The organism is Clostridium sp. CTA-5, assembly GCF_054768135.1.
Genome location: NZ_BAAAAT010000003.1, coordinates 213,263 through 228,262 on the forward strand (window position 1 = coordinate 213,263; position 15,000 = coordinate 228,262).

The 15,000-nt window shown below is 28.6% G+C and carries 14 protein-coding genes; 8 read left to right on the plus strand and 6 right to left on the minus strand.

The features are described 5' to 3' along the window. Window positions 1-167 precede the first annotated feature (167 nt). The gene (locus ACYUET_RS09005) at window positions 168-2,021 is read left to right on the plus strand and encodes an APC family permease (protein WP_460278981.1); all 1,854 of its coding nucleotides are present in this window, start codon (window positions 168-170) and stop codon (window positions 2,019-2,021) included. A gap of 175 nt (window positions 2,022-2,196) precedes the next feature. Here ACYUET_RS09005 and ACYUET_RS09010 read toward each other — a convergent pair whose 3' ends face one another. Then, complete coding sequence (locus ACYUET_RS09010; RefSeq protein ID WP_460278982.1) at window positions 2,197-2,850, minus strand: TetR family transcriptional regulator; 654 nt, start codon at window positions 2,848-2,850, stop codon at window positions 2,197-2,199. Window positions 2,851-3,194: 344 nt separating this feature from the next. On the opposite strand from ACYUET_RS09010, the gene ACYUET_RS09015 reads away from it, so the two are divergent. From ACYUET_RS09015 to yjeM, 6 genes are all read left to right on the plus strand, one after another. Further along, on the plus strand, window positions 3,195-4,178 hold the full coding sequence (locus ACYUET_RS09015; RefSeq protein WP_460278983.1) for an HlyD family secretion protein: 984 nt from the start codon (window positions 3,195-3,197) through the stop codon (window positions 4,176-4,178). 19 nt (window positions 4,179-4,197) lie between these two features. Then, window positions 4,198-4,851 carry an HlyD family secretion protein gene (locus tag ACYUET_RS09020; RefSeq protein WP_460278984.1) on the plus strand — a complete coding sequence of 218 codons (654 nt, stop codon included), beginning with the start codon at window positions 4,198-4,200 and terminating at the stop codon, window positions 4,849-4,851. Window positions 4,852-4,863: 12 nt separating this feature from the next. After that, window positions 4,864-6,429, plus strand: coding sequence for a DHA2 family efflux MFS transporter permease subunit (locus ACYUET_RS09025; RefSeq protein WP_460278985.1), 1,566 nt, complete (start codon window positions 4,864-4,866; stop codon window positions 6,427-6,429). A gap of 87 nt (window positions 6,430-6,516) precedes the next feature. Further along, entirely contained in the window at window positions 6,517-7,794 is a 1,278-nt protein-coding gene (locus ACYUET_RS09030; protein WP_460278986.1) for a hypothetical protein, read from the plus strand. A gap of 296 nt (window positions 7,795-8,090) precedes the next feature. Then, window positions 8,091-9,122: an acyltransferase family protein gene (locus tag ACYUET_RS09035; protein WP_460278987.1), complete on the plus strand. Its 1,032-nt coding sequence runs from the start codon at window positions 8,091-8,093 to the stop codon at window positions 9,120-9,122. A gap of 386 nt (window positions 9,123-9,508) precedes the next feature. Continuing rightward, window positions 9,509-11,008, plus strand: coding sequence for a glutamate/gamma-aminobutyrate family transporter YjeM (gene yjeM / locus ACYUET_RS09040; RefSeq protein ID WP_460278988.1), 1,500 nt, complete (start codon window positions 9,509-9,511; stop codon window positions 11,006-11,008). Window positions 11,009-11,417: 409 nt separating this feature from the next. Here the strand turns inward: yjeM and spoVAE are convergent, their stop codons facing one another. The 5 genes from spoVAE to ACYUET_RS09065 are packed head-to-tail and all read right to left on the minus strand — an operon-like array spanning window position 11,418 to window position 14,367. Beyond that, window positions 11,418-11,771, minus strand: a complete 354-nt coding sequence (gene spoVAE / locus ACYUET_RS09045; RefSeq protein WP_460278989.1) for a stage V sporulation protein AE — start codon at window positions 11,769-11,771, stop codon at window positions 11,418-11,420. Between the two features lie 22 nt (window positions 11,772-11,793). Beyond that, complete coding sequence (gene spoVAD / locus ACYUET_RS09050; protein WP_460278990.1) at window positions 11,794-12,795, minus strand: stage V sporulation protein AD; 1,002 nt, start codon at window positions 12,793-12,795, stop codon at window positions 11,794-11,796. Then, window positions 12,796-13,275 (minus strand): stage V sporulation protein AC, encoded by a 480-nt coding sequence (gene spoVAC / locus ACYUET_RS09055; protein ID WP_460278991.1) that lies wholly within the window; start codon window positions 13,273-13,275, stop codon window positions 12,796-12,798. 12 nt (window positions 13,276-13,287) lie between these two features. Beyond that, on the minus strand, window positions 13,288-14,148 hold the full coding sequence (locus ACYUET_RS09060) for a DUF421 domain-containing protein (protein ID WP_460278992.1): 861 nt from the start codon (window positions 14,146-14,148) through the stop codon (window positions 13,288-13,290). A gap of 12 nt (window positions 14,149-14,160) precedes the next feature. Continuing rightward, entirely contained in the window at window positions 14,161-14,367 is a 207-nt protein-coding gene (locus ACYUET_RS09065) for a DUF1657 domain-containing protein (protein ID WP_460278993.1), read from the minus strand. Window positions 14,368-14,606: 239 nt separating this feature from the next. Between ACYUET_RS09065 and ACYUET_RS09070 the strand changes: the two genes are divergently transcribed. Beyond that, entirely contained in the window at window positions 14,607-14,810 is a 204-nt protein-coding gene (locus ACYUET_RS09070) for a DUF1657 domain-containing protein (RefSeq protein WP_460278994.1), read from the plus strand. Window positions 14,811-15,000: the final 190 nt, after the last annotated feature.

The window sequence follows — 15,000 nt, forward strand, 5'->3', positions numbered from 1 at the left end:
AAAATATGAAAAAATTATGAAGAATTAGTAATATTGCAAATGTTTTCGTATACATGACAATTATCGTACATTTTCCTCAATATATTTAATAATTATAATATTGTTCTTAATGTCATTATTAATATACAATAGTTTTCGTAATATAATACAGGGGGACAACAAATTAAATGCTTACAAAATTTTTAGATTTTATATTGGGAGAACCTTTAGCTAATGAGCAAGGTAATCAAGAAAAGTATAATATTATTTTTGGACTGGCAATTATGGCTAGTGATGCAATATCATCTGTGGCTTATGCTGCACAGGAAATTCTTTTTGTTTTAATAGTTCTAGGATCATTAGCGTATCAATGGTTAACATGGACTTCTTTTATGATTATAGGTCTATTGATAATATTAACAATTTCGTATATTCAAATCATTAAGGCTTATCCTCAAGGAGGAGGGGCTTACAAAGTCGCTAAAGAAAATATAGGTACCAAGGCTGGTTTGGCAGCTGGTGCAGGATTAATAATGAGTTATATACTTACTGTTGCAGTTAGTGCTAGTGCTGGAGCAGATGCAATTATTTCTGCATTTAGCAGCTTATCAGAATATAAAGTTCTATTTGTTATAACTATAATTATAGTTTTAACTATTTTAAATTTAAGAGGGATAAGTGAATCTTCAAAAATTTTTGCTATACCTACTTATATTTTTATTTTTAGTATGGTTTTTATGATTTTATATGGTTTATTTAAATATTTTATATTAGGTGTTCATCCAGAACCTATGTATTCTGTTCCAACAAAGGTTACAGAAGGTGTATCAATATTTCTTATTTTAAGAGCATTTTCTTCTGGATGCTCTGCTTTAACAGGTGTAGAAGCAGTAAGTAATTCTGTTCCAAATTTTAAGGAACCAAGTCAAAAAAGTGCAAAGATTGTTATGATATTACTAGCAGCTTTAATATTTTTTATATTTGGAGGTACTTCAGTACTTGCTATATTCTATACAGCTGTACCAGTTGTAAATGGACCTACTGTTATTTCACAAATAGCATCTGGTGTTTTTAATAATGGAATGATGTACTATATAATACAATTTAGTACAGCTATAATTTTACTTATGGCATGTAATACATCCTACACAGGGTTTCCAATGCTTATGTATATAGAAGGAAAGGATGGATTTGTTCCTAGACAATTTACTATTAGAGGTAAAAGACTAAGTTTCTCTTTTGGAATTATTGCTTTATCATTTATAGCTTGTGTTTTAGTTATTATATTTAAAGCAGACACACATAGTTTAATTCCTTTATATGCAGTTGGAGTATTTACATCATTTACTTTAGGTCAATTTGGTATGGTAAATCATTGGAGAAAAGAACAAGGTAAAGGTTGGATAAAACGTGCTTTTGTAAATGGCTTTGGTGCTTTGGTTACATTATTAACAACAATAATAATTTTAGTTGAAAAGTTTAGTGAGGGTGCATTTATAGTTGCAATTATAATTCCAATTATAATTTTAATTCAATTAAGAATTAAAGCTCACTATAATAAGGTTGCTTCAGGGTTAAGTGTTAGTAACTTAAATTTAAAGAAGCTAGATTTAAGAATAAAATATAACCATGTTGTAATAGTTCCAATAGCTAGTTTAAACAAGGCAACTATAGGTGCACTTCAATATGCTCAAAGTATAAGTGAGACTGTTATTGCTATTAATATTTCAACAGATATGGAAGCGATGGAAAGGTTAAAACAAAGATGGAGTGAATTAGATACAGATATAATACTTGTTACAAAATACTCACCTTTTAGAGCTGTAATTACTCCTCTAATAAAAAACATAGAGATAATTGCAAATGCAACAGTTAATAATGAAAAAGTAACAGTAATTTTACCACAATTTATTATTAATAGTTATAGTGGAGAGGTATTACATAATCATACAAGTTTCTTTATTAGAGAAACGTTATTAAAAAATAATAACATAATAGTATCTAATTTCCCTTATCATTTAGTAAATGAAAATTTTTGTTAAATAGATAATTAAGTTTATATATACATTTTTGCGGATATTCAAGAAAATGTTCAGTTTTTAAAATGAAACCCAAGACAATCAAAATGTTAGATTGTCTTGGGTTTTAATATTGTTCTTAATAAATTTGCTAGCATAAAATTATATGTATTTATTAACTAGTTGATTATAGAGAGATTTATACACTTTTTGCTTGAAAACCGAGGATAATAACTTCAAGATATTCTGCAAAACGCGTGACAAAATCAGGTCGTTTTTTATAGAGAAGTGCAACGGTTTGAAATTCTTGTTTTTGGTCTTTAGCACATATAGTTGAAGGATACAAACTAACAGCATAATAAATTTGATATTCGTTAAAAAGTTTAAGTTGGTCAGTTGACAAATTAGGAATAAACTTTTTAGTAATTAAATTCACTTTGCTAAAGCTACTAGATAAATCTTGTTTAAATGTTTCTAATGATTTTGTTGTTACATTATTTTTAAGCACTAAACCTAGAATAGAGAATAGTTTTAGAAGTCGTTTATTTTGATATATCTGTTCTGCCCATAAGTGGCAAAATGTTTTTAAGTCTAATTTATCATATTTCTCAAATCTTTGATAAATTTGTTCTACCCATTTTTCTAAATCAGAAGTTAGTATCCATAAGAAAATTTCTTCTTTTGTAGTGACATATTTATATAAGTTTGCTCTAGAAAAATTAAGTTCACGAGCAATGGAAGCGAGTGTGATTTTTTCTAATGGATCTTTCTCATAAAGTTTTATAGTAGCCTCAATGATTTGCTCACGTCTAATATTTTTTTGTTCTTTACTACGAGCACGCTGAAATTCCATCTTATCACCCCCTTGTTAATTAACATATATATAATAGCAGATGAATTATTAACTTACAAGTTATGTATACTAAGTGAAAAAATTCATTGACAAGTTACACGGTGTAACTTATACTTAAGAAATAAATTTCAGTGTGTAATTTATTTTGTTCAGGTTGAGATTATATTTATTTAATAAAATATCTAATAAAGTAAAGAAAAATATAATAGAAATTTATTAATAAATTTTATAGAAGTACATAAAAAGTTAAATTTAATCAATTAAGAAAATGTGAAAAATTTATTATAAATAGATAATTTACATGCAACTATATTTGTAAAAATAACTACATATGGAGGGATAATATGAAAAAAGTTACTTTAGTTTGTTTAATTCTAGCAATGATGTTAAATGGTTGTAGTGTAATTAACAGTACGAACATGGACAGTAAGGAGGAATTTACTGAAAGTACTCAACAGGAAACTAAAAATAAATACATAATGGCGGGAAAAATTGATGCTAATGATCAAGTAAATATAGCTTCAAAAATTTCAGCAAGAGTTTCTGAAGTGCTAGTTGATATTGGTTCAAAAGTAAATGCTGGAGATCCAGTAATAAAATTAGATATACAAGATTTACAGGCACAAGTGGAACAAGCCAAGGCAGCAGTAAATACTGCTAATGCAAATTTAGCTAATGCAATGAATAGTACACGTCCTGAACAAATTGCTCAAGCTCAAGCAGCACTAGATAGTGCAACTGAAAGTTATAATGTTTCAAATAAAAATTATGAACGTACAAAAACTTTAGCTGATGCTGGTGCAAATACACAACAGCAATTAGAAGTTGCGCATCAACAACTTACAGCAGCAGAAGCACAAAAAAAATCAGCAGAAGAACAGTTAAATATGCTTAAAAATGGTGCTACAGAAACTACAATAGATATTTACAAAGCGCAAGTAGAGCAAGCTGAGGCTGCTTTAAAAACAGCACAAACAACATTAAATAATGGAACTATTACATCGCCAATTTCAGGAGTAGTAAATGTTAAAAATATTAATGTTGGCGAAATGGCTTCTCCAGGTGCAATTCTTGCTTCAATATCTAATCCTAATGCTTTAGTTGTAAATGCATATGCACCTTTAGATATTGTAGGTCAACTTCAAGAGGGACAAGATGTTGTTGTTAAAGTATCAGAAGTAGAAAATGCTAATTTTGAAGGAAAAATAATTGTTATAAATTCAAAATTAAGTTCTCAAAGTAGAAATGTTTTGGTAAAAGTAAGTTTATTTGATCCAAACTCAGAGTTAAAACCTGGTATGTTTGCTGAAGTTGGTTTAAAGGAATAGGAGAAGAGGTGATTTTAATATGAAGGAAAAACGAAAATTATTAATCATAGGAATATTAATAGCAATGGTGATGGCATTAGGAGGAATCGTGTTTTACTATTGGTATGAGAATACATATTATGTTTCAACTGAAGATGCAAGAGTTAGTGGGGATTTAGTTAATGTAACACCACAAATTACAGGTAAATTATTAGAACTTAATGTGGCAGAAGGTGATACAGTCACAAAAAATGAAATATTAGCTCGTCAAGACATGAATGGACTTCCAGATACAAGTGTTGAACAATCTTTGATGAGGTCACCTATTAATGGTGTGGTAGTAAAAAAACAAGGAAGTGTAGGAGAATTTTTAGGAGCAGGTCAAAGTGTAATCACATTAATAGATCCTAGTAAATTATACATAACTACCAATATTGAGGAAACAAAACTTGGAAAAATAAAAATTGGACAACCAGTTGAAATTACTATAGATCAATATGATTCTAAAAAATTTACTGGAAAAGTTAGATCAATAGGAGAAGTTGCCAATTCAGCTTTATCAATATTACCATCATCAACTAGTGGTACATTTACAAAAGTAGTTCAAAGAGTTGCAGTAAAAATTGAACTTGATGATTTTGACAGCAAAATCCTTCCTGGAACCAATGCAGTTGTTAAGATCCATGTGAAGTAATGGGGTGATAGCATGGAAGGCAAGAATAAGGGATTGTTAAATAGTTGGTTAGCTTTAGGCGTAGTTGTAATAGGGACTTTTATGTCTATATTAGACAGTAGTATAGTTAATATTGCGCTTCCTAAGATGATGTCTGTTTTCGGTATGCCAGTAGATGATGCAAAGTGGATAATAACAGCTTATTCATTAACATTAGGAGCTATTATACCATTAACAGGGTATCTTCAGGATACTTTTGGATCAAAAAAAATATATATGTTTGCTTTAGGTATGTTTTCAGTTGGTTCATTATTATGTGGGTTCGCATGGAGTGGTGGAACTATGATAATCTTTCGTATAATTCAAGCTCTTGGTGGCGGTATGATAATGCCAGTAGGAATGTCAATAATATACGGAGTGTTTCCTAAAGAAAAGATAGGATTAGCACTTGGATTCTGGGGAATAGCTTCTATGGCTGCACCTGCAATAGGACCAACACTAGGTGGATTTATTATTGAAAAAATGGATTGGAGAATGATTTTTAATGTTAATGTTCCAATAGGGGTAGTTGGTGTAATACTAGCTGGGATTTTATTAAAAGATTCAGATAAAAAACCAGTTAAAGCTTTTGATATAATAGGGTTTTTATCCTCTACAATTGGACTAGTGAGTGTATTATATGTACTTGGAGAAGGATCTACAATTGATTGGAGTAATGTAGAGAATCCAATATTAATGACCCTAGGTGTTTTAAGTCTTATATTATTTGTCGTAAATGAGCTTACGCATCCAAATCCATTATTAGATTTAAGGGTACTTAAGCTATTTGATTTTAGTATAAGTATGATTATAAGTAGTGTTTTAACATTGGCACTTATGGGAGCAGCGTATATATTACCAATGTTTTTACAAAGTATAAGAGGTTATACTGCTATGGAAGCAGGTCTTATAATGTTACCATCTGCTTTGGTAATGGGAGTTTTGATGCCTGTTAGTGGTAATTTATTTGATAAGTTTGGTGCAAAACCACTTGTAATACTAGGACTTATAATATTGGGCATTAGTTCGTATGAACTTGCAAATGCGATAAATATGAATTCAAGTAAATCATATATAATACTAATTACCTGTATTCGGGGAATTGGATTAGGACTTGCGATGATGCCTATTAGTACTGCAGGAATGAATGCTGTAAAGAAAGAATTAGTTTCACGGGCATCGGCTCTTAATAATACTATAAGACAAGTTGCAGGTGCACTTAGTGTAACTATAATGTCTACACTTATGCAAAGTAGAACAAATTATAATTATGCTAAATTATCAGAACAAATAAATATATATAATAAACCTTCAAACGATATGTTAAGTGCATTAACAAAAGCATATATGCATTCAGGAATGTCACAAAGTATGGCAAAAGTTTCAGCAGTATCTAAATTAACGCAAATAGTACAAGGCCAAGCAGTTATAGATGGTATGGCATATGCTGTTACAGTAACAGTTGGTGCAGTAGCAATAGCTTTGATTTTGACTTTTTTTATGAAAACTAAAAAGAAAGTTAAAAATTCTAATCAAGAAGGTCAAGTTTCTGAATTTTAAGCAAGATTTATTTAATAAGGATAATTAATTAGTTTAAAAGCAATCAAAGAGTATACGGATATATTAATAATGAAGAGAGGAATATATATGAGAAAGAATTTAAATAAGATTGTTTCATTGACAATTGGGATTAGTGTTTTGAGTGGAAGTATTGTACCAGTATTTGCTACAGATATTACACATAGTACTTATGTTAATAATATGCAAAAGCCTGTTCTTACTTTAGATGATGTTATAAAGGCAACTATTAATAATAGTGATAAATTAGCATTAAAACAAAAAGAATTACATATGTATGATGATAAAGAAGATGTTCAAGATAAAAAAGATGATTTTTATGATGAGAATAATTTAAAAACAGGTAATGATACAATAGATGATTTTTTATATGATAAGCTTGGACTTCAACAAAAACAAACTGAGCAATCAAAAAGCTTTCTAAAAGATCAAATAGCAAATGACATTACTAAGAAATACAATAACATTATTTTAAAGCAAATAGATATAAATAAATTAAAAACTAGTTTAGAAATTAAAACTAATGATTTTAATAATTTACAAACAAAAGTATCAATTGGAATGGCAACAGCTAATCAATTAGAGGATAAGCAAATTGAAATTAAATCATTACAGAATGATATACAATCAAAAGAAAATTCACTAAAGAATAATATAGATTATTTAGGAGTATTAACAAATCTAAATTTATCAAATTATACTTTAGATTCAAGCATTGATTATAATATATTTAAGATTGATGGTTCAATAGATGAATATTTAGATGATAAAATAGATACATATTTTAAATATAATAATGAAATGATTGATCTAACCAAAGATTATCTTAAGGAATTAAAAAGTGAAGATATAAAAGATATAATTGATGAGGATATTCCGAGTATTCCAGATAAGTCTTTATATATAAAAACTGATGAGACTGGTATTAGTACACTTGATTCAGGTTCTTATGCATTAGCACTCATTGGATATCAACAAAAAGTAGAAAGTTTTACAAAAAGACTTACAGCTTATGAATCTTATTTAGACGCTAAGTATAGTATGGATGAAGCAAAAGTTAAGTTAGATGATTCTAAAAAAAGCTTAAAAAATGGATTAAAGGAAAGTTATTCAACATTACTTGATTTGGAGAATAAGATAAATAGATTAAAAGAACAAATTAGTTCAACAAATACAAAACTTAAATACGCAAAAGCCCAGGTAGATATGGGAATGATGACTGAAAATGATTATAAAGCTGAGATTTTAAAAAGTCAAAATCTGGATACTTCGTTAAGAAACTTAATTAATACTTATAACAACTTAGAAAATAGCATTGAAAAACCTTGGATACTTAGTAGCAATTAAGCAATAGATATTTTACATTAATAAAGATGTAGTACGTATAACAGGTTTTAAATATTATGACTTTCATTTATAACTCAAATCCACAATGATTTAAATATAAATCGTTGTGGATTTTTTTAGTCTTAAATAAAATTAGTGACAAGAATTAAATAAGTATAAATTGAAAAAAATTACATATATTGTATAATGAAATAATAGGATTTAATTTTGTGATAATATGGGGGATAAATTTTAAGATTAAAAAAACAAAAAATATCTAAAGGTATTAGTACTAAATTATTAGGGGGGATTAAATCATGGAAAAAGAAGCTAAAAGGTATGATGCAATAAATATTTTAAGAATTGTATGTGCTTATTTAGTAATTGTAATTCACTTAATGGCATTTCAATCATTAGGTGATAGAGCGACATACGTTACAAGTGATTTTATTTGTAGAATTTCAGTTCCATTTTTCTTTATAACATCAGGTTACTTTTTTTATTTAAAAGTAAATAAAGAAGGTTATCTTAAAAAATATGTAATGAAATTAATTAAAATTTATGTTATTGCAACTATTGTTTATTTAATAGTCTTTATACCTCTTATACCATTTATGTATCAAATGTTTGTCCAAGGAGGAATAGGATTTACATTAAAACTATTTTTAATAAACAGTATTTCTGGTGCTATGTGGTATTTTCCTGCACTTATTATTTCTATCTGCGTAGTATATTTTTTTCTTAAGAAAGACTTAATTAAGCCTTTAATTGTGACAAGCATTATTTTATTACTAATAGGACTTATGGGAGACAGTTATTATGGATTGATTAAAGATACTCCAATTATACATATTATAAATGGTTATAATTTTATCTTTGATAACACAAGAAATGGTATTACATTTGGTGTTCCTTTTATTACAATAGGTGTTTTAATTAATAAATATAAAATAAATGAAAAAGTTAAAAAGCCATTAATTTTTCTAACCTCATTTTTTATAATTTATGGAATGGAAGTATATTTTTTAATTCATAATGGAATAGCACAAGATTACAATATTTATTTTTCAGAAGCACTGGTTGTTCCTATAATATTTATTATAGCATTAAATTCAAATATTAAAATAAGTGATAAAGCATCTAGCTATATGAGAGAAATGTCTGTATGGATTTATGTTTTTCATTCATTAATACCAACTATTTTATATTTTTGCAGAATAGAAATATTAAATAGTATTGCAAGATATTTAGTAGTTTGTGTTATAGTAACTTTAATAGCTTATATAATTACAAAAATTAAATTTAGAAAAAAAGATTTCACTAAAATAGTTGATAATAAAAATATATAAAAGTACTAGTTATTTTAATATAAATATTGAAAATACATTAAAATCATTAGTGAATTAAAAGATTAGTTTTGTGTTTACTGCATAAAAAATCGTATAACTTAAGTTATACGATTTTTTATTTTATAGATGTAAATTTATCATAAATTATAGTTTTTAAAAAATTAAGTTACTAATAAAAATTAATACAAATTTAAATAGGATTTAATAGAATATATAATATTATTTGGATTTTATAACTCTTTTTTTAGTTATATCAATGAGTTTGACTATTAGAGTTAATACATAAAAATAATTCAATATGGAGAAAGTACTATTGTTGTAATCGAAATACAACAATATAAAAATATGAAAAAAGATTTAACAAATTTAGAATAAGGAGGAGAAAAATGAAGTCAAGCGTAAAATCAATAAAAAAATTAACCTTGATACCTTTGATATTAATGATTTTTACATCTGTTTATGGATTCAACAATATTCCAAGATCATTTTACAAGATGGGTTATGCAGCTATCCCTTGGTATATTTTTTCAGGAATAACCTTCTTCGTTCCATTTGCATTAATGGTAGCTGAATTTGGTTCTGCTTTTAAGGACGAGAAAGGTGGAATATATTCATGGATGGAGAAATCTATAGGACCAAGGTTTGCATTTATAGGGACATTCATGTGGTATTTTTCTTATATAACTTGGATGGTTAATGTTGCATCTGGTATGTGGGTTCCAGTATCAAATGCTATATTTGGAAAAGATACAACACAAAGCTGGGCTTTATTTGGCCTTCAAGGACCACAAGTTTTAGGTGTCTTAGGAATTATATGGATAATATTAGTTACATATATATCAACTAAAGGAATAGAACAAATAAAGAAAGTAACATCATTAGGAGGAACTGCAGTTTTATTATTGAATGTATTTCTTTGGATTGGTGCTATAGCAGTATTTTTAGGGAATCATGGGAATTTGGCTCAACCAATTGAAGGATTAAAGTCATTTACACAAACACCAAATCCTAAATATATTGGAAACATAATTGTTTCATTAGCCTTTGTAGTATATGCTCTATTTGCTTATGGAGGAATAGAGGCTGTGGGTGGATTAGTTGATCAAACTGAAAATCCAGAAAAGATTTTTCCAAAAGGAATCCTTATTTCAGCAGCTATAATATCTGTTGGATATTCGATAGGAATATTTTTTATTGGTATATTTACTAATTGGGAGACTGTAATGGGAATTAAAGAAGTTAATTTAGGAAATGCAAGTTATATAGTTATGTCTAATTTAGGATATTCACTTGGTACAGCTTTTGGGGTAACTGAGAGTACAGCTATAGTTTTAGGTAAAGGTGTCGCAAGATTTGTTGGGCTTTCAATGTTCTTAGCACTATCTGGTGCATTCTTTACACTTATGTATTCACCATTAAAGCAGATAATTGAAGGTACACCAACTAAATTATGGCCAGGAAAAATTGGTGAAACTAAAGATGGATTGCCTATAAATGCTATGTGGATTCAAGCTACTATAGTTTGTATAATGATAGCGTTGGTAGCTTTTGGAGGAAGTTCAATGGCTGCATTTTTTAATATACTTGTTTCAATGACTAATGTGGCTATGACACTACCATATGTGTTTATAGCTCTTGCATTCCCGTATTTTAAGAAGAAAAAAGAAATAAAGAAACCATTCGTAGTATTCAAAACTCAAGGGATTGCAAATTTTTGGACTTGGATAGTTGTTTTAACAGTAGGACTCGCTAATATATTTTGTATAATACAGCCAGCCATAGAAGGAGATATGCAAACAACAATATGGAGTGTAGCTGGCCCAATGATATTTTCAATAGTGGCATGGTTGATGTATGGAAGCTATGAAAAGAACAATGAAAGGTAATTTTTTTGTAGTAGGATTTTAGTATTTTGAACCTGAAAATAATTTAGGCACATGAAATAAAATAATATATCAAAGAGGCGTTGTATATTTTGTGTCAGACAAGGAAGTAAATTTAGTTAATAGCAAGCTATTAGAGAAATTTGTTGACGAAGTATCACGCAAAATAGACGAGAATACTGGTCTATTATTTTTTTGAATGTGCCTTAGTAGAATTGAGTAAAAGAAATATAATTAAAATGAGAAAATTGATTATTTTGATTATATCCTCAAATTTTTTATATTAATGATAGTCATTGCAATCTTAAAATGTCAAGAGATATTTATTCAAATCCCCCACAACAATACATAAAAATTTTGTTGTGGGGATTTCAATTTATATAAAAAAAGTTAGATTTATAATAACTGTGTTTTAGCCTTTTGGTTTAAATACCATGGCAGAAATAAACCCAAAGATTATTGCAGCAGAAACACCAGCACTTACTGCTTTTAAAACACCAGTAAATATTCCTATAAAACCTGTTTGTTCAGCATCGGTTAGAGCTGCTGTTACAAGGGTATTTCCAAAACTACTTATAGGTATAAATGCACCTGCACCAGCAAATTTCACCAATGGATCATATAAATCTAATCCTCCTAAAATTGCACCAATAACAACTAATGTGCAAGTTGTATGTGCAGGAGTAATCTTTAAAGTATCCATCAAAAGTTGCCCAATAACACAAATCAAACCACCTATTATAAAGGCAAAAATAAATTTTTCCATAGCTTAATTTACACCTTCTTTTTTACATTTCTATAGACACAGCGTGTGCAACGCTAGGTATGCTTTCCTTTTGTTGAAAGGAGATAGGAGACATTAAAGCACCAGTTGCAACAATTAATATTTTCTTTAATTCTCCTTTTCTCATACGATTAAGTAAATGTCCATAAGTTACAACAGCAGAACATCCACAACCACTGCCACCAGAAAAACTTGGTTGCTCTTTTTTATATATTAAAAGTCCACAATCTGTAAATATATCTGTTGGCATGTTTATTCCATGCTTTTCTAGTAAAGCATTAGCAAGTTCATGACCAACTTTTCCTAAATCACCAGTAGCAATAAGATCATAATGAGAAGCATCAATATTTAAATCTCTAAAATGGGCCTCAATTGTATCTACAGCAGCTGGTGCCATTGCAGCTCCAACATTATAAGGATCTGAAATTCCCATATCTACAACTCTTCCTATTGTAGCAGAAGTTATTTTTGGTCCATTTCCACTTTGTCCAAGAACTACTGCACCAGCTCCAGTTACTGTCCACTGAGCTGTAGGTGGCCTTTGTACACCATAATCAGTAGGATATCTAAATTGTTTTTCAGCAGCTGCATTATGACTACTTGCAGCAGCTAAAACATATTTAGCTGTTTTACTTTCTATTAATTGAGCTGCTAATGATAGACCTTCCATAGAGCTAGAGCAAGCACCGAAGATTCCTAAAAAAGGTATTCCTAAAGTTCTTGCAGTAAAGCTACTAGAAATGATTTGATTCATTAAATCTCCACTTAAAAAAAAGTTAATATCTTCTTTTGGAATTTTTGATTTTTGTATTGCTCTTTCACAAGCATGCTCAAGTAAAGCTTTTTCTGCTTTTTCATAGCTATCTTGACCAAGCCATAAATCTTCACAAATTATATCAAAGTCATCAGCTAAAGCACCATTACCTTCAAAAGGACCACCGACGGCGGAAGAAGCTAATATTGTAGGCTTAGAATTAAAAATCCAAGATTGATGTCCTTTAAGCATTTACATCGCCCCCAACCATGTTATTGTCATTTTTATTGTAGCAACGATAAAAGCAGCAAAAACTCCATAAACAATAACTGCTCCTGCAAGACTGAACATATTTCCAGCTACTCCAAGTACAAATCCTTCAGTTTTATGTTCAATTGAAGCAGAAGCTATAGAATTAGCAAAGCCTGTAATAGGAACGGCAGTTCCACATCCAGCCCATTGACTAAGATGATCATAAACTCCAAGTCCAGTAAATAAAACTGCGAAAAAGATTAAAACTAGGGTAGTAGGTCCTGCTGATGTTTTTTCATCGAAATTAAAGTAGTTAATAAAAATCCATTGTAATCCTTGACCAATGGTACATATTGTACCCCCTACTAGAAAAGCTCTAATACAATTATTTAAAATAGGTCTTTTAGGTTCTATACTAGTTACTAATGCATCATATTGTTGTTGAGCAGGGGTCATTTTTTTCTTTTTCATATTTGACATTTATTTCACCTTCTAACGTAATAAATATGGTTCTAGTTTTTTTATGACTTTTTCTAAATTTTCAGCATTTTTAGAGTACATAGTTTTTGCATCATCATTGTCACAATCTAAAGAAAATGACATAAGATCTGCCAGACTTTTTTGAATACTAGCATATAACATTTCTTTAATTTGTGTCTTAGGAACCTGTATCATATCATCAAAAAGATCCACATATAAATCTCCAGAAGAATCTACTTGACCAAGAAAGACATTTTCAAGGGTAACACCTTTAATTTCAAGTTGGGTTGTAAGCCAACCGTGATTTAATCCAGCATTAGTAAGACCTTCATTTAATATATTTCCATCTAAAATAACTGTTTGTGGTTCAGTATTAGATGCTACTTTTTGTCCTAAATCATGTGGGGTAACAGGTTTCTTATCAGCTTTTAAACTAACATTTATATCACCAGTTGTTTCCATTACAGCAAATTCAACATCTGCTAAGTTAAATGCTTTTTTTGAACGCATTGTTTCTAGAAATTCTTGTCCTGTAATTCTCTCTTTAGATAAGTTATCTTCCATGATTTTCCCGTTTTTAACCAATACTCTTTCTTTACCATGTATTAAGTTATAAATCAATTTACTTCTCATGGAAGCATAATCTAGAATGATAGGCATCAAGGCCCAAACGGCCAATGTAATTAGTCCAAAGTAAATATTATCAACTATATTTAAAGAAACTAAAGTAATTATAATAGCAATGACAGCATAAGAAATAAAATCAAAGGGAGTAGCCCTAGATAAGGACTTCTTCTTCATATATTTTGTTATAACAAATGTTAAAAAAAATAAAATTATTGAATTTAATAAAAGTATTAACCAAGAATCCATATGCCACCTCACTTAGTTACCTTTGTATTGGGGTTCCTCAAACTCCATAAATCCTATTCTTTTCTCTAAATCTGTTTTAATTTTATTTATTTCTTCAGATGCCTGACTATAAGTATCTCTAGATTCTTTATCACGTTCTTGTAATGAGTACATTCTTAAAGTAGCCTCAACCCCCTTTAGTGTAGCTAATGTTTGTTTTACTTTTGAAATTGCAGTCATATAAAAGTCTCCTTTATAGTTATTAAATTGTTTACTAACTTACTTTAACCAATAGGATTCATTTTAATTCATCTTTTAAGATAGAGATATTTATTTTAGATATTAAAGATAATTTATTAAAGATTAATAAATATAAACTAAGTTTAAAAAGGAATATATTTCATTATGAATAAATAGAATATTTAAATTAATTATGAACAAAATATAGTTGCAATAAAAAATATAAAGGAGGAATTTTTATGCCAACAGGAACAAAACTTGAAACAGCACTAGCTAGTGCTAAGGGGTTAGCTGCAGATATGAAGACATTTTCTTTAGATACAGATAATCAAGAAGCAAAACAAATGTTTAATCAACTTGCAAATACAATGGAAAATGTAGAACAAACAATTCAATCAAGACTTGATTTTGTAAAGCAAGAAGAACCTCAATACAATAAATAATAATTGAAATACTCTCATATCTAGTTAAATTTATATTTTATAGATATGAGAGTATATTAATATATTTTTGAATTCTTTTAGAATTATTAAAATATAAATTAATTACACAAATAAATTCTTAATTATAAAAATATATTTATATAAAGAAAGAATTAGTTACACCTCAAATATTAGAAATAAATTTAATATT

Coding starts and splice junctions, on each gene's coding strand:
- ACYUET_RS09005 (WP_460278981.1), top strand. CDS start 168: ATGCTTACAAAATTTTTAGATTTTATATTGGGAGAACCTTTAGCTAAT.
- ACYUET_RS09010 (WP_460278982.1), bottom strand. CDS start 2,850: ATGGAATTTCAGCGTGCTCGTAGTAAAGAACAAAAAAATATTAGACGT.
- ACYUET_RS09015 (WP_460278983.1), top strand. CDS start 3,195: ATGAAAAAAGTTACTTTAGTTTGTTTAATTCTAGCAATGATGTTAAAT.
- ACYUET_RS09020 (WP_460278984.1), top strand. CDS start 4,198: ATGAAGGAAAAACGAAAATTATTAATCATAGGAATATTAATAGCAATG.
- ACYUET_RS09025 (WP_460278985.1), top strand. CDS start 4,864: ATGGAAGGCAAGAATAAGGGATTGTTAAATAGTTGGTTAGCTTTAGGC.
- ACYUET_RS09030 (WP_460278986.1), top strand. CDS start 6,517: ATGAGAAAGAATTTAAATAAGATTGTTTCATTGACAATTGGGATTAGT.
- ACYUET_RS09035 (WP_460278987.1), top strand. CDS start 8,091: ATGGAAAAAGAAGCTAAAAGGTATGATGCAATAAATATTTTAAGAATT.
- yjeM (WP_460278988.1), top strand. CDS start 9,509: ATGAAGTCAAGCGTAAAATCAATAAAAAAATTAACCTTGATACCTTTG.
- spoVAE (WP_460278989.1), bottom strand. CDS start 11,771: ATGGAAAAATTTATTTTTGCCTTTATAATAGGTGGTTTGATTTGTGTT.
- spoVAD (WP_460278990.1), bottom strand. CDS start 12,795: ATGCTTAAAGGACATCAATCTTGGATTTTTAATTCTAAGCCTACAATA.
- spoVAC (WP_460278991.1), bottom strand. CDS start 13,275: ATGTCAAATATGAAAAAGAAAAAAATGACCCCTGCTCAACAACAATAT.
- ACYUET_RS09060 (WP_460278992.1), bottom strand. CDS start 14,148: ATGGATTCTTGGTTAATACTTTTATTAAATTCAATAATTTTATTTTTT.
- ACYUET_RS09065 (WP_460278993.1), bottom strand. CDS start 14,367: ATGACTGCAATTTCAAAAGTAAAACAAACATTAGCTACACTAAAGGGG.
- ACYUET_RS09070 (WP_460278994.1), top strand. CDS start 14,607: ATGCCAACAGGAACAAAACTTGAAACAGCACTAGCTAGTGCTAAGGGG.